Origin of the sequence: Breznakibacter xylanolyticus, from assembly GCF_003254275.1 — a bacterium.
GTDB lineage: Bacteria > Bacteroidota > Bacteroidia > Bacteroidales > Marinilabiliaceae > Breznakibacter > Breznakibacter xylanolyticus.
On the sequence record NZ_QKZK01000001.1, the window covers coordinates 123,788 to 141,970 of the forward strand.

The 18,183-nt window shown below is 48.4% G+C and carries 16 protein-coding genes and 2 tRNA genes; 14 read left to right on the forward strand and 4 right to left on the reverse strand.

Annotated elements, in window-relative coordinates; all coding sequences use genetic code 11:
* Window positions 1-225 precede the first annotated feature (225 nt).
* From LX69_RS00395 to LX69_RS00440, 10 genes are all read left to right on the forward strand, one after another.
* Window positions 226-816, forward strand: coding sequence for an OmpH family outer membrane protein (locus LX69_RS00395; protein ID WP_111443829.1), 591 nt, complete (start codon window positions 226-228; stop codon window positions 814-816).
* 74 nt (window positions 817-890) lie between these two features.
* Complete coding sequence (gene recR, locus LX69_RS00400; RefSeq protein ID WP_111443830.1) at window positions 891-1,511, forward strand: recombination mediator RecR; 621 nt, start codon at window positions 891-893, stop codon at window positions 1,509-1,511.
* 66 nt (window positions 1,512-1,577) lie between these two features.
* Window positions 1,578-2,039: a hypothetical protein gene (locus LX69_RS00405; RefSeq protein ID WP_146260587.1), complete on the forward strand. Its 462-nt coding sequence runs from the start codon at window positions 1,578-1,580 to the stop codon at window positions 2,037-2,039.
* A 179-nt stretch (window positions 2,040-2,218) separates the two neighbouring features.
* Window positions 2,219-2,656: a BT0820 family HAD-type phosphatase gene (locus LX69_RS00410; RefSeq protein ID WP_111443832.1), complete on the forward strand. Its 438-nt coding sequence runs from the start codon at window positions 2,219-2,221 to the stop codon at window positions 2,654-2,656.
* 163 nt (window positions 2,657-2,819) lie between these two features.
* Window positions 2,820-5,777: a protein translocase subunit SecDF gene (secDF, locus tag LX69_RS00415; protein ID WP_111443833.1), complete on the forward strand. Its 2,958-nt coding sequence runs from the start codon at window positions 2,820-2,822 to the stop codon at window positions 5,775-5,777.
* 119 nt (window positions 5,778-5,896) lie between these two features.
* Complete coding sequence (locus LX69_RS00420; RefSeq protein ID WP_111443834.1) at window positions 5,897-6,184, forward strand: twin-arginine translocase TatA/TatE family subunit; 288 nt, start codon at window positions 5,897-5,899, stop codon at window positions 6,182-6,184.
* A 20-nt stretch (window positions 6,185-6,204) separates the two neighbouring features.
* Window positions 6,205-6,903: an ABC transporter ATP-binding protein gene (locus LX69_RS00425; protein WP_245934898.1), complete on the forward strand. Its 699-nt coding sequence runs from the start codon at window positions 6,205-6,207 to the stop codon at window positions 6,901-6,903.
* Window positions 6,900-7,658 (forward strand): TIGR02757 family protein, encoded by a 759-nt coding sequence (locus LX69_RS00430; RefSeq protein ID WP_111443835.1) that lies wholly within the window; start codon window positions 6,900-6,902, stop codon window positions 7,656-7,658. The genes LX69_RS00425 and LX69_RS00430 overlap by 4 nt, the downstream gene beginning before the upstream one ends.
* The gene (locus LX69_RS00435) at window positions 7,658-8,374 is read left to right on the forward strand and encodes a tRNA1(Val) (adenine(37)-N6)-methyltransferase (RefSeq protein WP_111443836.1); all 717 of its coding nucleotides are present in this window, start codon (window positions 7,658-7,660) and stop codon (window positions 8,372-8,374) included. Before LX69_RS00430 ends, LX69_RS00435 begins: the two co-directional genes overlap by 1 nt.
* A gap of 150 nt (window positions 8,375-8,524) precedes the next feature.
* Window positions 8,525-9,232 (forward strand): 2-phosphosulfolactate phosphatase, encoded by a 708-nt coding sequence (locus LX69_RS00440; protein WP_111443837.1) that lies wholly within the window; start codon window positions 8,525-8,527, stop codon window positions 9,230-9,232.
* Between the two features lie 67 nt (window positions 9,233-9,299).
* Here the strand turns inward: LX69_RS00440 and LX69_RS17665 are convergent, their stop codons facing one another.
* The 3 genes from LX69_RS17665 to LX69_RS00450 all read right to left on the reverse strand — a co-directional run bounded on the left by LX69_RS17665 (window position 9,300) and on the right by LX69_RS00450 (window position 11,760).
* A complete protein-coding gene (locus tag LX69_RS17665; protein WP_170124173.1) occupies window positions 9,300-9,476 on the reverse strand; it encodes a hypothetical protein in 177 nt (58 codons plus the stop codon).
* 104 nt (window positions 9,477-9,580) lie between these two features.
* Window positions 9,581-11,113 carry a flotillin family protein gene (locus tag LX69_RS00445; RefSeq protein WP_111443838.1) on the reverse strand — a complete coding sequence of 511 codons (1,533 nt, stop codon included), beginning with the start codon at window positions 11,111-11,113 and terminating at the stop codon, window positions 9,581-9,583.
* 77 nt (window positions 11,114-11,190) lie between these two features.
* The gene (locus LX69_RS00450) at window positions 11,191-11,760 is read right to left on the reverse strand and encodes a serine protease (RefSeq protein WP_111443839.1); all 570 of its coding nucleotides are present in this window, start codon (window positions 11,758-11,760) and stop codon (window positions 11,191-11,193) included.
* 334 nt (window positions 11,761-12,094) lie between these two features.
* Here LX69_RS00450 and mutS point away from each other — a divergent pair, with 334 nt between their 5' ends.
* From mutS to LX69_RS00470, 4 genes are all read left to right on the forward strand, one after another.
* Entirely contained in the window at window positions 12,095-14,677 is a 2,583-nt protein-coding gene (gene mutS / locus LX69_RS00455; protein ID WP_111443974.1) for a DNA mismatch repair protein MutS, read from the forward strand.
* A 102-nt stretch (window positions 14,678-14,779) separates the two neighbouring features.
* Window positions 14,780-14,852 (forward strand) — tRNA-Gly (locus LX69_RS00460).
* A 17-nt stretch (window positions 14,853-14,869) separates the two neighbouring features.
* Window positions 14,870-14,954, forward strand: a tRNA-Leu gene (locus tag LX69_RS00465).
* Window positions 14,955-15,442: 488 nt separating this feature from the next.
* Window positions 15,443-16,897 (forward strand): sodium:solute symporter, encoded by a 1,455-nt coding sequence (locus tag LX69_RS00470; RefSeq protein ID WP_111443840.1) that lies wholly within the window; start codon window positions 15,443-15,445, stop codon window positions 16,895-16,897.
* Here LX69_RS00470 and LX69_RS00475 read toward each other — a convergent pair.
* On the reverse strand, window positions 16,894-17,997 hold the full coding sequence (locus LX69_RS00475; RefSeq protein WP_111443841.1) for a CapA family protein: 1,104 nt from the start codon (window positions 17,995-17,997) through the stop codon (window positions 16,894-16,896). The genes LX69_RS00470 and LX69_RS00475 overlap by 4 nt on opposite strands.
* Window positions 17,998-18,183: the final 186 nt, after the last annotated feature.

An 18,183-nucleotide genomic window follows, 5' to 3' on the forward strand; every position in this document is an offset into this window, starting at 1 on the left:
TTAATTAGGACTCTTTAAAGTGGGGCGAATTTGAGAGAATCGTTTTGGTAGTCACCGCGTTTTCTCTTGCTTTGCGATGCTTGTGCGTGTGTTTGAGGCTTTGTTGAGCAGTTCTGATTGACCTAAAAAAAATCAAGACAATTTTTAATTTCAACCCATTCGATTATATTTGTTTCACGTTTAGCAAAAGAGGTATTGTAAATCAAATTTTAGTTCAGAAAAAGTATGAAAAGTGCATCTGGTTTAAATAGTGCGGTGATTGTAGTGGCCATGTTGGGTTTGTCATCTCTGATGGCAAGTTGTAGCGGATCATCCTCATCAGTTTCAGAGAAAAGTGAAGCCGGGCAAGAGGCGGCAGTGGTTTACGTCAATACCGATTCATTGTTGCTGAATTATGAGTTTGCGAAGTTTCTCAACGAAGAGTTGATGAAGAAAGAAGAACAGTCGCGAACCGATTTTAATGAGAAAGCACGTGTTTTTCAGCAAGATGCAACAGAATTTCAGCGTAAGGTTCAGAACAATGGTTTCCTGTCGTTAGATCGTGCCAAGCAAGAAGAGCAGCGATTGGCAGCTAAGGAACGTGAATTGCAGGAAATGAATTCTCGCTTGTCGAACCAATTGATGGTGGAGCAAAACAAGATGAACAAACAGTTGCGCGATACCATTGTGACTTATCTTAAAGAGTTGCAAAAAGTTGAAGGCTATCAGATGGTGCTTAGCAACACGATGGGAGATAATGTATTGTTTGCCGATCCGTCGTGCGACATCACCCCAAAGGTGATTGAAGGATTGAATAAGCGCTATGTCAAGAAATAAGCGAACGTTTTATTCGCACCTCGAAAGGCAGAAGTCATCTTCTGCCTTTTTTGTAGAATCTATCACATCCCCTCATGTCATCTCAAACGTTTCCATCCAAGTTGTTGGAGAATGCTGTTAATGAATTTTCGCGTTTGCCGGGCATTGGCAAGAAAACAGCTTTGCGATTGGTGCTTTATCTGCTTCGGCAAGATAAAGGCGTGGCCGTTCAGTTTTCCGATGCCATTCGTCAGATGCGTGAAGAAATAAAGTATTGCAAGGTGTGTCATAACATCTCCGATACCGATGTCTGTTCCATCTGTTCGACGCCATCACGCGATGGCCGTCTGGTATGTGTGGTCGAGTCGGTGAAGGATGTGATGGCCATCGAAAACACCCAGCAATACCATGGCGTGTATCATGTGTTGGGAGGGGTGATTTCGCCCATGGATGGCATTGGTCCCAACGATTTGTCCATCGGATCGCTTGAAGCGCGAGTGAAAGATGGCACGGTGGCCGAGGTAATTTTTGCCCTGCCCACGACCATGGAGGGCGACACCACCAACTTTTATCTTTATCGAAAGCTCGAACCTTATCAGGTCAAAATCACCACCATTGCCCGAGGGGTCGCCATTGGTGACGAGCTTGAGTACATCGATGAAGTGACACTGGGACGTTCGTTGGTGAATCGGCAATTGTTTTCAACCACGTTGTAATACATTGTTGTTGGCTCACATTGGGCGTACGTCCTGTTTTTAATTTCATTATTTAATTGATTTTTTATGCCAGTTAATAAACAATTGAAGCAGATTCGGATCATCTTTTATGCCATCCTGATTGGATTGTTGGTGTTTTGTGCCGGTTCGGTGGCATTGGTCACACAGCGAGGCGGCTTGATGTTGCTCAGCCCGGTGCAAATGCAGTACCTGCAAACAGTTATCATCATCCTTGCTTTCACCGGAATTCCGGCAGCGCATTTGTTTCACAAACGCAAAACCGAGCATTTGCGGCCTGACATGATGCCCGAGATGAAGTTGTCACGTTATCGTGTCAGTTTTTTCATCAAGATGGCCACCTTTGAAGGCATCAGCCTGGTGAGTTTGCTTTGTTACCTGATGTCGGCCGGCAGTAATTTTTTAATCATCTTCGGGATTCTCATGGTGACCATACTTGTCAACTATCCCGGTCGTGATCGCATTTGGACTGAATTAGGGCTGAATGATGACAACGTTGAGACTGAGTGATGCCGTTTGATGAATGATTGTATTGATTTTAGTTAGCGTTCACTGATGATCCAGCAATCTCTTGTTTGAACATCTTACATCATCTCATCTTTTGTCTTTTCGTTTTACGTCTTTTCATCTTCATTCAACAACATTAAATCCCTAAACATAACCGTTCAACCACCAGAAGAAATTATGACATGATCATAGCAGTTGATTTTGACGGAACCATCGTCGAGCACAAGTACCCGGCCATCGGGAAGGAACGAACTTTTGCGTTTGAGACATTAAAGGCGCTTCAAAAGCAGGGCCATTTATTGATTTTATGGACATTTCGCAGTGGCAAGGAACTGGATGCTGCCGTTGAGTATTGCCGGAGTCATGGCATTGAGTTTTATGCCATCAATCGGAATTATCCCGAAGAAGTGTACGATCACACCATCAGCCGAAAGATTAATGCCGACGTGTATATTGATGATCGTAACGTGGGAGGGTTCCCCGGTTGGGGTGAAATATGGCATATGCTGAGCACCAATGTGCCCGAAAAAGAACGGCTTGCATACGCCAGCCGTTATGACAAGGCTCGCAATAAAGGTCTTTGTGGACTATTGCGACGTTTGCTGTGTCCCGATCGTTAAAGAAAATCAGTTTGTTGGTACTGTTTGATGCGAGTGTGATGATAATTGAAAAAGTGTTAAAACATCGGGGGTTGAATGGTAACGATATCTGAAAAAAATGAATATATTTGCGCGACTATAGAAAAAATAGAATAATAATCATACCAACAAAAACAGTAATCAAATGCAGAACAAAGGAGCTATCAGACTATTTGCCATTCTGCTGGCAGTAGTGAGTTTGTACCAGCTGCTGTTTACCGTTGCCACCAAGCGGGTCGAAAGCAAGGCTCTGGCCTATGCACAGGTGGCGGCAAGCGGTAATTCGGCCATGGTACCGGTGAAGGAAGCAGAATATCTCGATTCAGTGTCCGGTGAAACCGCGTTAAACCTTTTGGTTTTAAAATATACTTACAAGCAGTGTAAGGAAAAAGAGATCAACTTTGGTCTTGACCTCAAGGGGGGGATGAACCTGATTTTGGAAGTCAAAGTGTCGGACATTGTGAAGGCATTGGCGAACTACAATCCGGATGCAACGTTTAACACTGCGTTGAGAAATGCTGAGATTCGTGAAAAGAATTCGACCAGTGACTTCTTGACCCTGTTTGGCGAAGAGTTTGAGAAAGCTGATCCCAATGCAAAATTGGCAGCCATCTTCACAACCCTCGACCTGAAGGAAAAAGTAAACCTGGGAATGAGCAATGCACAGGTATTGTCGGTGCTGAAGGAAGAAGCACAGAGTGCCATTGATAACTCGTTCAATATTCTCCGCACACGTATTGACCGTTTTGGGGTTACCCAGCCTAACATTCAAAAGCTTGAGAAAGCCGGTCGTGTGTTGGTTGAATTGCCCGGTATCAAAGAGCCCGAGCGTGTGCGCAAGCTGCTTCAGGGAACTGCCAGTTTGGAGTTTTGGGAGACTTATGACAATACGGAAATCTATCAGTATCTGATGCAAGCCGACGCCTTTACGCGTGAGGTGGCTTCAGCCGCTGCTCCTAAAGATTCAACGGTTGCTGCCAAAGACTCTATATCTGCTGATTTCAGTGATTTTTTGGCTAAAGACAAAGCCGACTCAACAGCTCAAGCCGGTGTGAAGTCGCTTTATTCTTATTTGATGCCAAGCCAGCAAGGAGGCCCTGTTGTGGGGATGGCCATTGCACGTGATACATCTAAAGTGAATGCCATGTTGGCATTGGTGAATGGTAAAGATATGTTGCCTCGCGATTTGCGTTTGATGTGGACTGTGAAGCCCATTCAGCTCGATGCCAAGGCTAAAGCGAAGGCCGATGAATCGATCTTCCAGTTAGTGGCCATCAAGTCGGTTGCTTCTGATGGACGTCCTCCGCTCGAAGGTGACGTAATCACCAATGCGCGTGCCGAGAGTCGTCAGCAAGGTGGTTTTGAGGTGTCGATGGCCATGAATGCATCGGGTGCCAAAACCTGGGCTCGTTTGACACGTGCCAACATTGGCAAAAGCATTGCCATTGTGTTGGATGGTTATGTGTACAGCTTCCCCACCGTGAATGATGAAATCAGCGGTGGACGCAGCTCTATCACCGGCAACTTTACGGTAGATGAAGCACAGGATTTGGCCAACATTCTTAAGTCAGGTAAACTGCCTGCACCTGCCCGTATTGTTGAAGATACCGTTGTGGGACCTTCGTTGGGTAAGCAGGCTGTCAATTCAGGTTTGATGTCGTTCCTGGGCGCCTTTATTTTGGTGCTGCTTTATATGATTTTCTATTATCGTCGTGCCGGATTGGTGGCCAACGTGGCATTGATTGCCAACGTGTTTTTCCTTATTGGAGTATTAGCATCATTTGGTGCAGTGCTTACGCTGCCCGGTTTGGCCGGTATCACCCTTACCTTGGGGATGGCGGTGGATGCGAACGTGATTATCTATGAGCGTATTCGCGAAGAGTTGCGTGCCGGAAAAGGTGTGCAGTTGGCCGTTGCCGATGGTTACAAAAATGCGTATTCGGCGATTCTCGATGGTAACGTGACTACTTTATTGACTGCGATTATCCTCTTTGTGTTTGGTACCGGACCTATTCAGGGTTTTGCCACCACTTTGATGATTGGTATTTTCACATCATTGTTTACAGCCATTTTTATCAGCCGCATCATCTTTGAGCGCATGTTGGATAAGAATCAGGAAATTTCCTTCTCTTCTAAAACAACCGCAAACGTATTGGTGAACGCCAATTTCGATTTCATCGGCATGCGTAAAAAGCTTTATATGCTTTCCGGTGCTGTGATTTTGGTAGGTATCATTTCTATCGCTGTACAGGGCTTTAATTATGGGGTTGATTTCTCCGGTGGACGTAACTATGTGTTGCGTTTCAATGAGTCGGTGAATACGGTGGATCTTCAATCGAAACTGACAACTCAGTTTGATAACCAAAATGTGGAAGTGAAAGTGTTTGGTGCTGATAACCAGGTAAAAGTAACTACCAAATACCTGATTGATGCTGATGAAACCACCATGAATACCGACAGCATTATCTCTCATAAATTGTATGCCGGTTCACAGGATCTGCTTCATGGCGCATCATACAGCGACTTTAATACCAATGTGTTGCAAAGCTCTCAAAAGGTGGGTCCTTCCATTTCTTTTGACATTAAGTTACAGGCCTTGTGGGCGGTGTTGTTCTCGCTCATTGGCATCTTCCTTTATATCTTCATCCGATTTAAGGATTGGCGATTTGGTTTGGGCGGTTTGGTCTCGTTGGCGCACGATACATTGTTTGTGTTAGGAATCTTCTCGTTGCTGAAAAACCTGATGCCTTTCTCAATGGATTTGGATTCGGCCTTTATCGCGGCCATTTTGACCGTGATTGGTTACTCTATCAACGATACCGTGATTGTATATGACCGTATTCGTGAGTATCGCGAAATTCATCCCAAGTGGGATCTGAAAGCTCTGTTTAATGGTGCCATTAACAGCACCCTTGGACGTACCATGAACACCTCATTGACGACTCTGTTTGTGTTGGTGGTGATTTTCATCTTTGGTGGTGAAAGCATTCGTGGTTTCGTATTTGCCCTCTTGATTGGTATCGCTGTGGGTACTTATTCGTCTATCTTTATCGCTGCACCAATTGTTTATGATGCCATTATGGGTCGTAAAAACAAACAGTAAGCAGATGTAGTCATCATATTAAAAAGGTCGGTGTTTGCCGGCCTTTTTTATTTTAGCATCCTTCATGGGGGTTGGGGCGTTGACTTTTATTTTATCTTAGCCAAATCAATCCAGTTCGCATGTTTTATTTGCTTTTTGGCATATCGGGTGGTGAGGTTATGGTGGTTCTGTTGTTGGTTCTGCTGTTGTTTGGCACCGACAAATTACCGGAGGCGCTTCGCATGTTGGGCAAGGCCATTGGTCGTGTCAATGCAGCCCGTGATGAATTGACCCGTCAGGTTCATCATTCGATGGATGATCCTCGCCATGCTTTCGAAGACGTTGAAGTCGAATTGCCTGATGAAGAAGCCCCGGGGGCCGTCCCTGAAGACGAGGATGCGCCTGCACGTGTCAAAAGGGCAGATTAATTCATCGAATATTTGCGTGTATGTTTCACGAACCGGTGGTGAATCGGTTGAGTTATGTATTTATGGTAAATGGAATAAATATCACCCGCAGTTTTGGAGATTTGCAAGTGCTCAAAGGCATTAATATTGATATTCACGCCGGTGAAATATTAAGTATTGTGGGTGCCAGTGGTGCCGGAAAGACCACTTTGTTGCAAATATTGGGAACGCTCGATAAACCCACGGGCGGTTCTATCTGTATCAATGGAATTGATTTAAGTACCCTGAATGACCGGCAACTGGCGCAATTTCGCAACAAGCATATTGGTTTTGTGTTTCAGTTTCACCAGTTGTTGCCCGAGTTTACTGCCCTTGAAAATGTAATGATGCCTGCGTTGATTGCCGGCACATCGCGCACGTCGGCCATGGCACGATCGAACGAGTTGTTGGGTTTTTTAGGCCTGAGCCACCGCACGCATCACAAGCCCTCGCAGCTCAGTGGTGGTGAAAAACAACGTGTGGCCGTAGCGCGTGCTTTGATTAACGATCCTGCGGTGGTGTTTGCCGATGAACCATCGGGCAATCTCGATTCTCACAATCAGGAGGAGTTGCAGGTATTGTTTCGTCGCTTGCGGGAGGATTTTCATCAAACCTTTGTCATCGTGACGCACGATGCGCATCTGGCCACGCTTTCGGATCGGGTGGTGCACATGCGCGACGGGTTAATTGTGGAGGGATGATTCCGGACGGAGACTTGTACGATTTTTTAGAACATAAAGCGGCGCAGTATCAGGTGTCGGCTTTTGTGGATGCCGACCCCATTTCGATCCCGCATCGTTATACGAATCGTGAGGATCGGGAAGTGGCTGGTTTTTTTGCTGCCACGTTGGCCTGGGGCAACCGTGCTGCCATTCTGAAATCGCTCGGTGCCTTGATGCTGTTGATGGACGATGCCCCATACGATTATGTGATGAATGGCAGCCATGCTGATGATGCACGGTTGCATCGCTTTGTTTACCGAACGTTTAATGGGGTGGATGCATTGTGTTTCGTGAAGTGTCTTGGTGATGTGCTCACGCGTTTCGGAACGCTTGAAAAAGCTTTTGCAGATGATGCCAATGGCGATGTGCATAAGGCTTTGGGTCTCTTTCGGCAACGGTTCTTTGCAGGGCATGTGCCAGGGCGTAGTGCCAAGCATTTGGCTGATGTGCGTGCCGGTTCGTCGGGCAAACGTTTGAATATGTTTTTGAGGTGGATGGTTCGTCCCGGGCCGGTCGATTTTGGAATTTGGAATTCATTTGAGTCTTCGTCGCTCTATTTGCCCCTGGATGTGCACACGGGCAATGTGTCCCGCCGTTTAGGACTGCTCATGCGCAAACAAAACGATTGGAAAGCAGTTGACGAAGTTACTCAACGGTTGCGCACTTTTGATGCCGCCGATCCTGTGAAATATGATTTTGCCCTGTTTGGATTGGGCGTATATGAGAAATTCTGATGGCAAACAGCTGGTTTCAGTTTAAACAATTTACGGTTCACCACCATTTGTCGGCCATGAAGGTTGGTACCGATGGGGTGTTGTTGGGTGCCTGGGCCGATGCAGCTACAGCCACTCGCCTGCTTGATGTGGGTACCGGGTCGGGGTTGCTGGCTTTGATGATGGCTCAGCGTTTTCCTCATGTGGCCATAACGGCCATTGATCTGGTGGATTCGGCCGTGGCACAGGCGTGTGAAAACGTCCTGCTCTCGCCCTGGGGTGAACGCATTGATGTGATTCAGGTTTCCTTGCAGGCATATGCTCAAGAGCCCGCGCATCGGTTCGAGACCATCGTGTGCAACCCGCCTTACTTTACCAATTCCCTCACCGCGCCTGATGCACATCGCACAGCGGCACGGCACAACCATACGCTGCCTTTTCATGAGCTGGCGCATGGTGTGGAAAGGTTGTTGACCTCCGATGGTAACTTCTGCGTGGTGTTGCCCGCCGATCAGTACGACATTATTTGCACAGCCATGAAAGAGGTGGGCATGATTCCCCATCGTCTGCTGCGGGTGTATCCGTTACCGCATAAGCCTGCTAAACGAGTGCTTATTGAATTTCGTCGCGGAGCAAGTCACTGTCAGGAGGATGCGTTGGTCATTGAGTCCGGTGAGCGACATGTTTATACGGATGCTTATCGGGCGTTGACGTGCGATTTTTACCTCAAGTTCTGACACATATGTCAGTGTCATTTTAAATAAGAGAATTGAAATAGATACATGAACAATAACAGACAAGTCGCCTACATAAAGGTTTGGCCGCATAACCCCAAAGGGGCATAATTCAAAAATCTAATTTTCATAGCATCATAATACAAAAAACTTATGCATCTCGATATTTTTCCATCAGCCAATCATATTGAAGCCAATAAATTAGATGGTGCCACGGCCGTCGTCATCGACGTGTTGCGAGCCACGAGTGTGATGGTGACAGCCTTTGCCAATGGCTTGGGCGAACTCATCACCGTGACCTCGCCCGAACAAGCTTTTGCAATGCGAGAGCAACGTCCCGAAGTCTTGTTGGGTGGGGAGAAGGATGCCATTTGCGTACCGGGTTTCGATTTGGATAATTCGCCCTTTAATTACACTCGTGAACGGATACAGGGACGAACGCTGGTGATGAGTACCTCCAATGGCACCCGAGCCATTCACGGGGCTTTACCTGCCAGTCGCCTGCTCATTGGTGCGTTTCTTAATGGCGATGCTGTATGCAAAGCCATCAGTGACGATGCCCGGGTGGTGTTGGTTTGCAGTGGTTCGCAAAACGCGTTTACCCTCGAGGACGCTTTATGTGCCGGTTTTTTGGCTCATCGTCTTGAACAGTTGGGTGTTGAACTGCAAATGACCGATTTTGCCCTCTCGATGAAGGTGCTTTACGAATTGTCGATGCATCACCTCAGTGCTGTGGCCTCACAAGGAAATCATTATCAGTTGTTGTTGAAGAAAGGTTTTCCGCGCGATCTTAATTATTGTTTCACACCCGATCTGTTTCAGGTGGTGCCCCGGATGCAAGATGGGGTGATCGTGTGTTGATGACGTAATGTTATAGAGAAAAAGCCGGGCGTTTGCCCGGCTTTTTTCATTTTTTAAAACCATTACATTAACCGTTGTTGTAGTGCTTGTTGGTATAAATCAACGACACTAAGCCAGAAATCATCAACAGAAAGGCCAATACCAGCAGGAAGTTACTAATCGTATCCTTATAATCATACATACCCAGCGCCAAAACGCCAACCAGGATGATTAAAATACCTAAATTCATGATAAATGTTCTCATGGCTAAAGGTTTTAGTTTGACCTAAATTTACTATAACCCGGTGCCCGTGTCAATATTAAATTGCTGTATTGCTGATAAAAGGCAGTTAATGAGTGTTTTATTTATTATTTATCGTCCTTGTCAGGAGGGGTGATTTGCTTATCTCCTTTGTTTTCGGGAGCGCCTTTCAGGTAAGTGGGCAGGTTGAGCCCGGCCATGTTGAACAGGTCGTTGAGCGGGGGAACCGTTTTCATCATGCCCGACACAAAGTTGGCTGTTGATGATTGACCGTTTTCATGGGTGCCATTGCCCGAATCCCAAACGGTAATTTTATCAATTTTGATGTTTTTAACGGCCTCCACCTGCGTACGAACCAGTTCCGGCAGTTTTTCGATGAGCAACAATTGGAAGGCTTTGGTAGGATCGCCACCGGCTGCCTGTACCACTTGTTTGTAACCTTCGGCCTGTTTGGTAAGGATTTCGTAAAGACCCTTGGCTTCAGCTTCCATTTTGGCAAAGATGGCATCGGCTTCCCCTTTGGCGTTTTCGCGGATGCGTTCGGCCTCAGCTTGTGCTTCGATGATGGCGCGTTGCTTATCGATTTCTGCGGGAATCACCACGTTGGCGATTTGTGTAGAGCGCTCACGTTCAGAGCGGGCCAATTCGGCCTTTTGTTCGGCCACGTACGATTCTTCCAAGGCTTTGGCTTGTTGTACCTTTTCGGCCGTGATGGCGATACGCAGGGCTTCGGCTTCTTTTTCGCGTCGGGCAGCCTCTGAGTTGGCAATGTCAATTTTCGCGATGTTTTCGCCGGTTACCGCTTGTGCGTTGGCTTCGGATGTTTTGATACGGGTGTCTTTGCTGGCTTCGGCTTTCCCGATGGCTTCATCTTTGGCGGCTTCAGCAATGCTCACTTCCCGGTTTTTCTGGGTGATGGCAATCTTAACGTCGCGGTCTTTTTGCGTTTCGGCAATTTGAACATCTTTTTCACGATCGGCGAGAGCTTTTCCTGTTTCCCCGATTTTCTCTTGTTCGGCCACGCTGATTTTGGCCTCGTTGATGGCCTTGGCGGCGGCTTCTTTACCCAATGCTTCGATGTAGCCCGACTCGTCTTTGATGTCGGTGACGTTCACGTTGATGAGCTTGAGACCAATTTTTTTGAGTTCGGTGTCAACGTTTTTCGAGATGTTGTCCAGGAATTTGTCGCGATCCGAGTTAATTTCTTCAATGGTCATGGTGGCAATCACCAAACGCAGCTGACCGAAGAGGATGTCCTTTGAGAGTTCTTGTATTTGTTCGGGCGACAGTCCCAGCAGACGTTCGGCAGCGTTGTTCATGCTGTCGTGTTCGGTGCTGATGGCGATGGTGAACCGGCAAGGTACGTCCACGCGGATGTTCTGACGGCTGAGGGCGTTGGTGAGGTTGGCTTCGATTGAAATCGGTTTCAAATCCAGGTAAGCGAAGTCCTGAATCACCGGCCAGATGAAGGCACCCCCGCCATGAATACATTTGGCTGATGAGCCTCCGGTTTTCCCGTAAACGACCAGGATTTTGTCAGACGGGCATCGCTTGTAGCGCGATACAAGTGCCGAGATGGTGATGAACACCATCACCACGGCTGCAATAATCAAGAAAATAGGTGAAGCAACTAAATCCATAATAATGATTAAATAGGTTGATAAATAATATGACAATAAACTACAATTTGTGTTGTCGTATGGACGATGAGTGGGGGTTATATCCTTTGCACCATCACCAGGTTGTCCGATTCGATGTGGCTGATGCGCACCATCATGCCGGTTTCGATGCGCAGAGGGTCGTTGGTGATGGCATCAATTTCGTGGAAGGCACCGCGCACACTCACCTGCACTTTGCCATGACCATTTTTGTTGGCCGGGATGGGGATGTAAACCGATGCGGTTTTGTTGAGTGTGTCTTCAATTTTGAAGCTGTTGTCTTCGGCAAATCGCTGTATTTGAGAGATGATGACAAAGAACAGAGCCACAAATGCCAGTCCGGTGAGGACTGCGATTGTAATCAACAAAGCCTTGTTTTCGACGGTTTGATAAAAGGCGATGCCGCTCCAGCTAAATCCCAAAAAGAAATTAATGAGGTTTCGGAACGAGAAGAGTTGAAAAGGTGCATCGCCATCATCGAGGCTGCCGTCGAAGTCGGCCGATATGCCATCGGAAGCATCCATGCCAATGAAGGTGACGATGGTTTGAATGATGAAAATGGCCGATGAGGAAATGGCGATGTACCAAAGGGTACGAAGCATTGGGTCGAATGAACTGAGGATCTCCATAAAAATTGTTTTTTGTCTGTTAGATAGGTTTCGTAAAATTAAATAAATCTATGAAATATCAATTTACATTAAGTGATCAGGTGTGTTTTTTTGTAAAAAATATTCATCAATGATTGAGGCTGATGCGCCACGAAGGAAATGAAGGGTGATTAAATTTTCTAAGATGAGTGATTTGTGTGGTGGGGTGTTTTAATCGTTTCTCGTGGTTTGCGGGTTTATCTTTTCGGACTGATGTCAAACCCCTTTGGGGCAATTTTCTATCTTTGCACCAGTCAACCATTAAAGCATTTATACATTGTCACAAGCCAAGCCGGGAGTGGTTGAAACTCCCTTGATGAAGCAATATTATCAAATTAAAGAAAAATACCCCGATGCCATTTTGCTGTTTCGGGTGGGCGACTTCTACGAGACATTTTCTGACGACGCCATCAAGGCATCCGAGATATTGGGTATCACCCTTACGCGGCGCGCCAATGGATCGGCCTCGTTTGTCGAGCTGGCCGGTTTTCCCCATCATGCCCTCGATACCTATTTACCCAAGCTGGTGCGTGCCGGTCAGCGGGTAGCGGTGTGCGATCAGCTGGAAGACCCCAAGATGACCAAGACCATTGTGAAGCGTGGGGTTACTGAGCTGGTGACGCCCGGTGTGGCCATCAATGATAATATTCTGGAGCATCGCGAAAACAACTTCCTGGCCAGCGTTCATCTGGAGAAAAACATGGCCGGTGTGGCCTTTGTGGATTACTCGACGGGCGAGTTTCTGGTGGCTGAAGGGAGTTTTGAGTATGTCGAAAAACTTCTGTCGGGATTTAAACCCAAAGAGGTGTTGTTCGAAAAAACCAAGCGGGCACAATTCGAGGAACACTTTGGTTCAAAACTCTATACCTATGGTATGGACGATTGGGCTTTTGCACCCGATTCGGCACGCGACCGTCTTCTCAAGCATTTTGAGACCAAGTCGCTCAAGGGCTTCGGCATCCATTCGTTCACCGCTGCAGTGGTGGCGGCCGGTGCGGCCATGCACTACCTCGATCTGACCCAGCATCATCAATTGGGGCACATCACCACACTTTCGCGCATCGAAGAAGATAAATATGTATGGCTCGATAAATTCACCATTCGCAACCTCGAGTTGTTTGGTTCGTCCAACGAAGGTGCCCGTTCGCTCATCGACGTGATTGATAAAACGGTGAGCCCCATGGGAAGCCGTTTGCTCAAGCGTTGGATCGCCTTGCCGCTCAAGGATGTGAAACAAATCAACGACCGTCTGGATACGGTGGAGTATTTTTTCCGGCAGCCCGATGTGCGTGAACTGGTAGAAGAGGAGCTGCGTGTGATAGGCGATTTGGAGCGATTGGTGTCGAAGGTGGCTGCCGGACGTCTCACGCCCCGCGAGATGGTGCAGGTGAAAAAAGCCCTGTTTTGTATCGAGCCCATCAAGCAGGCCTGCATGGCCTCGGGCAACGAGAGTTTGATGAACATTGGGGAACAGCTCAATTTTTGCGCGACCATTCGCGACCGCATCGAGCGTGAGTTGGACAACGATCCGCCGGCGGCCATCGTCAAGGGTGGTGTGATTCGCCAGGGTGTTTCGCCCGAGCTCGACGAGTTGCGCGGTTTGGCTTTCTCGGGCAAGGATTATTTGGCATCGTTGCAGGATCGGTTGAGTGAAGAGTCCGGCATTCCCAGCCTAAAAATCAATTTCAACAACGTGTTCGGTTATTACATCGAAGTCCGCAACACGCACAAAGATAAAGTGCCCGACACCTGGATTCGCAAGCAAACGCTGGTGAATGCCGAGCGTTACATCACGCAGGAGCTCAAGGTGTATGAGGAGAAGATATTGGGTGCCGAGGAGAAAATTCTTGCCCTCGAAACCCGTTTGTTCAACGACCTGCTGGCTTCACTGACCGATTACATCTCGGTGATTCAGGTCGATGCGGCTTTGTTGGCGCGTCTGGATTGTTTGGTGGGATTCAACCGCCTGGCCATCGAGAACAAATATGTGCGTCCAGTGGTGAGCGACGATGAGGAGCTGACCATCAAGGCGGGACGTCACCCCGTTATCGAAAAACAACTGCCTCCCGGTGAGGCTTATGTGCCCAACGATGTGCATCTGAACACCTCCGACCAGCAGGTCATCATCATCACCGGGCCCAACATGGCCGGTAAGTCGGCGCTGTTGCGTCAAACGGCGCTGATTGTGTTGCTGGCGCAGGCGGGTTGTTACGTGCCGGCCGAGAGTGCCCACATTGGGTTGGTCGATAAAATATTTACCCGCGTGGGGGCATCGGATAACATCTCGCAAGGTGAATCGACCTTTATGGTCGAGATGAATGAGGCCTCGAGCATCCTCAACAACCTTTCGAGCCGCAGTCTGGTGTTGTTCGACGAGTTGGGGCGCGGCACCAGCACTTACGATGGCATTTCCATTGCCTGGAGCATCGTGGAATACATTCACGAGAGTGTCAAAGGCAAGGCTAAAACGCTGTTTGCCACCCATTATCACGAGCTCAACGAGATGGAGAAATCTTTCCCCCGCATCAAAAATTACAACGTGTCGGTGAAGGAGGTTGACAATCATGTTATTTTTCTGCGCAAGCTGGTGAAAGGTGGCAGTAACCACAGTTTTGGGATTCATGTGGCCCGCATGGCCGGGATGCCCAAGAGTGTGGTCAAGCGTGCCGATGCCATCCTGAAGGAGCTGGAGAACACGCACCGCAAGGGGCAGCTTTCCAAGCCCACGGCCGATATTGCCCAGCATCGCGAGGGCATGCAGTTGAGTTTCTTTCAGTTGGATGACCCGGTTTTGAAGCAGATACGCGACGAAATATCGTCGCTCGACATCAATCAGCTCACACCCATCGAAGCGCTCAATAAGCTCAACGACATCAAGCGCCTCATCGGGTTGAAGTGATGGCTGTATGGGATGGCCGTTTTTCAGGAAAAATTAACGGTGCAGTTTGCAGAAAATAAAAATAAGAATATCTTTGCATCGCATTTGAAAAACGGTGCAAATGCGAAAGTAGCTCAGTTGGTAGAGCACGACCTTGCCAAGGTCGGGGTCGCGGGTTCGAGTCCCGTTTTTCGCTCACGAACAAAATGGTCTGCCCGGATGGTGGAATTGGTAGACACGCAGGACTTAAAATCCTGTGGCCATTGCGGCCGTGCGGGTTCAATTCCCGCTCCGGGTACTCAGGAAGCTTCTTAATCGATAGGTGTCGGTTGAGAAGCTTTTTTGTTTTAAGGTTCCTGATGCGTCGTGTCAATGATTACTTTTGGAGATTCGGCGAATTGAACAGGCGTTTCCTGTTGATTCAGATGAATCATAGATAAGAAGATTGACAGACATCAGACAGACAGATGAGACTCAGGAGACGATGAGATTCCATCTCATCATCTTTCCTCATCGTCTCACGTCTTCTCCTCTTATCGACATTGAATCTTAAATCCTTGTCGTTTTGGTAGGCTCCAATGGGAGCTAGCATTAGTAGGGCAAAATGTGAATAAATGCGCTCAAGCCCTGAAAAGGCGTCAGCTGGCGCCCTTTCAGGGCTTGAAGAATGAGGTTGCATTCATTGTAGGGCGGTGCCCTACGCTACTGCTTATGGCCCTTTCAGGGCTTAACTTAACGACATTAATCTTGATACTTGATACTTGTGTCTTAATACCATTATAAAAGATGAATCCGGTTTTGATTGGCAGTATCATCACTGCATATTTTTTGATGCTCATCGGGGTGTCGTACCTCACCGGGCGTAAGAGCGATAACGCCACCTTTTTTTTGGGTAATCGCAAGTCGCCCTGGTATGTGGTGGCCATTGGCATGATTGGGGCATCCCTCTCGGGGGTGACGTTTGTGTCGGTGCCGGGCATGGTGGGTGCGTCGTCGTTTACCTACATGCAAATGGTGCTGGGCTTTTTGTTGGGATATGTGGTTATCGCCAATGTGCTGTTGCCCCTCTTTTATCGCATGAACCTCACTTCCATTTACGGGTATTTGGAGCATCGTTTTGGGGTGGTGAGTTATAAAACCGGCGCGTTGCTCTTTTTTGTGTCCAAGCTGATTGGTGCCGCAGCGCGTTTATACCTGATGGCCTCGGTGTTGCAACTGACTTTGTTCGATGCCTTGCATGTGCCCTTTGGCGTGACGGTGACGGTGACCATCGCTCTGATATGGGCCTACACGTTTCGCGGGGGGATGAAAACCATCATTTGGACCGATATGTTGCAGGCCATCCTGATGATTGCGGCTGTGGTGCTCACCTTTGTTTTGATGATGAATGACATGGGCTGGTCGATGGCCGATGCCATTGGCACCATATCGGAGAGTTCGTTTTCGAAGGTTTTTGTGTTTGATGACTGGTCGTCGACCCAAAACTTTTGGAAACAGTTTTTCTCAGGCGCTTTTATCACCATTGTAATGACGGGTCTCGATCAGGACATGATGCAAAAAAACCTCACTTGTCGTTCGCTGAGTGAGTCGAAAAAAAACATGTATTGGTACAGCTTCGCCTTTGTGCCGGTGAATTTGATATTTCTGGGTCTTGGGTCGTTGTTGCTGATATATGCCTCACACCATGGCATTGCCCTCCCGGAGCGTGCCGATGAAATTTTCCCCAAGCTGGCCACGGGAGGTTTTTTGCCGGCCAGTGTGGGCATTTTGTTTATGCTGGGGTTGGTGGCTGCGGCTTATTCGAGTGCCGACTCGGCCATGGCGGCGCTCACCACCTCTTTTTCCATCGATATTTTGGGGATCGAGAAAAGGGATGAGCGGGATGCGGTTCGCATCCGTCGATGGGTGCATGTGGGCATTGCCGTGCTCATGGGGCTGTTGATTGTGGCCTTGCGCGTGTTGCATCTCGATACCATCATCAACACCATTTATACCATTGCCGGATATACTTACGGCCCTTTGCTGGGGTTGTTTGCCTTTGGGTTGACCTGTCGGGTGAAGCCCCGTGATTATTTGGTGCCGTTGGCGGCCATTGTGCCGCCTGTGTTGGTGGCCATCATCGACTGGAACTCTCAGGCTTGGTGGGGCGTGAAGCTGGGATACGAAAAGTTGATGCTCAATGGGTTGTTGGTGTATCTGCTTTTGTGGTTATTGTCGGTGGGGCATCCCCAAAAGCGCTAATCGTTGATTTTTTCGGGTACGTTGATATTTTTCTTCATCACCGCCCTGGCACCCACGGCATAGTTCCACAGTCGTCCCCACCCGGCGCCGCCCGGTGCCGGCATTTCGGGTGTGGTTTCGACCAGCGAAACCGGTACCACCATAAAATGACGAATGCCCCCGATGACCGGGTAGTGCACATAGGTGAGGTGGTAATGCACATCGCTGATTTCGCAGTTGTTGAGTGTTTTGGTGAGTTCCACGCCCACCACTGCGGCGCCATCGCGGGGGATGGTGCGCTGCCCAGAAATGAAGTTGCCCAATGAATACACCACCAGATGATTTTGTATGGAGTCGCGCGTCCAGGTCATGGGTTGCAGCACGTGGGGGTGCGACCCAATGACCAGGTTCACCCCGCGTTGGGTCATCATGGTGGCCAATTTTTGTTGTACGGTGTTGGGCGATTCTTTGTATTCGTCGCCCCAGTGCATCATGGCAATCACCATGTCGGGTGCCAGTTTGATGGCTTTGTCGATGTCGGCTTGTATTTGCAGGGTGTCGATGAGGTTGACCACACGAGGCGCCGGAATGGCGATGCCGTTGGTGCCGTAGGTGTAGTTGAGCAGGGCAAGCCGGAAGCCGTTGTGTTCAATCAGGAGCGGGTAGGTGGTGTCGCGCACCGCCGGGTTGATAAATGTCCCGGTGTGAGGTATGCCCAGGCTGTCGAGCACCTCAATGGTTTTGTCGATGCCTTTGCCCAGTTTGTCTACCGAGTGGTTGTTGGCCGTAACCAGCACATCAAACCCGGTGCGTTGCAGCTCAACAGCCAGTTGGGGGGGCGACGAAAAGTTGGGGTAGCCCTTGTAAGGCTTGATGCCCAAAGTGGTTTCGAGGTTGGCAAATGCCAGGTCGTATTTTTCGATGAGTGGCTTGATGAGTGCAAATGCGGGTTCGAAGTTGTACGCATCGGCATTTGGTTGTTTGGCGGCGGCCAGTTGTGAGTCGTGCATCATCACATCGCCGGCAAACAACAGGGTGATTTTTTGAGGGGTGGCCACCTGCGCAAAGCTATTTATTGCTGCGAACAGCACGAGGATGCTGAGTAGGGTTTTGGTTTTCATGGTTTTGTTTTAAGTCCTTTCATCCTCCCACGGGGGACTTCAGGATGTTATGTCATGCATTGTTTATGTAAAAGTGCGCTTGCATTTTCGTATGCACGGGCTCTTGTCATGAAGTTCTGGTGTGTACGACAATTGGTTGGCAGAAGTTTAGAAAGTGGATGAGTGGATGAGTGGATGAGTACCATT

Coding starts and splice junctions, on each gene's coding strand:
- LX69_RS00395 (WP_111443829.1), top strand. CDS start 226: ATGAAAAGTGCATCTGGTTTAAATAGTGCGGTGATTGTAGTGGCCATG.
- recR (WP_111443830.1), top strand. CDS start 891: ATGTCATCTCAAACGTTTCCATCCAAGTTGTTGGAGAATGCTGTTAAT.
- LX69_RS00405 (WP_146260587.1), top strand. CDS start 1,578: ATGCCAGTTAATAAACAATTGAAGCAGATTCGGATCATCTTTTATGCC.
- LX69_RS00410 (WP_111443832.1), top strand. CDS start 2,219: ATGATCATAGCAGTTGATTTTGACGGAACCATCGTCGAGCACAAGTAC.
- secDF (WP_111443833.1), top strand. CDS start 2,820: ATGCAGAACAAAGGAGCTATCAGACTATTTGCCATTCTGCTGGCAGTA.
- LX69_RS00420 (WP_111443834.1), top strand. CDS start 5,897: ATGTTTTATTTGCTTTTTGGCATATCGGGTGGTGAGGTTATGGTGGTT.
- LX69_RS00425 (WP_245934898.1), top strand. CDS start 6,205: ATGTTTCACGAACCGGTGGTGAATCGGTTGAGTTATGTATTTATGGTA.
- LX69_RS00430 (WP_111443835.1), top strand. CDS start 6,900: ATGATTCCGGACGGAGACTTGTACGATTTTTTAGAACATAAAGCGGCG.
- LX69_RS00435 (WP_111443836.1), top strand. CDS start 7,658: ATGGCAAACAGCTGGTTTCAGTTTAAACAATTTACGGTTCACCACCAT.
- LX69_RS00440 (WP_111443837.1), top strand. CDS start 8,525: ATGCATCTCGATATTTTTCCATCAGCCAATCATATTGAAGCCAATAAA.
- LX69_RS17665 (WP_170124173.1), bottom strand. CDS start 9,476: ATGAGAACATTTATCATGAATTTAGGTATTTTAATCATCCTGGTTGGC.
- LX69_RS00445 (WP_111443838.1), bottom strand. CDS start 11,113: ATGGATTTAGTTGCTTCACCTATTTTCTTGATTATTGCAGCCGTGGTG.
- LX69_RS00450 (WP_111443839.1), bottom strand. CDS start 11,760: ATGGAGATCCTCAGTTCATTCGACCCAATGCTTCGTACCCTTTGGTAC.
- mutS (WP_111443974.1), top strand. CDS start 12,095: ATGAAGCAATATTATCAAATTAAAGAAAAATACCCCGATGCCATTTTG.
- LX69_RS00470 (WP_111443840.1), top strand. CDS start 15,443: ATGAATCCGGTTTTGATTGGCAGTATCATCACTGCATATTTTTTGATG.
- LX69_RS00475 (WP_111443841.1), bottom strand. CDS start 17,997: ATGAAAACCAAAACCCTACTCAGCATCCTCGTGCTGTTCGCAGCAATA.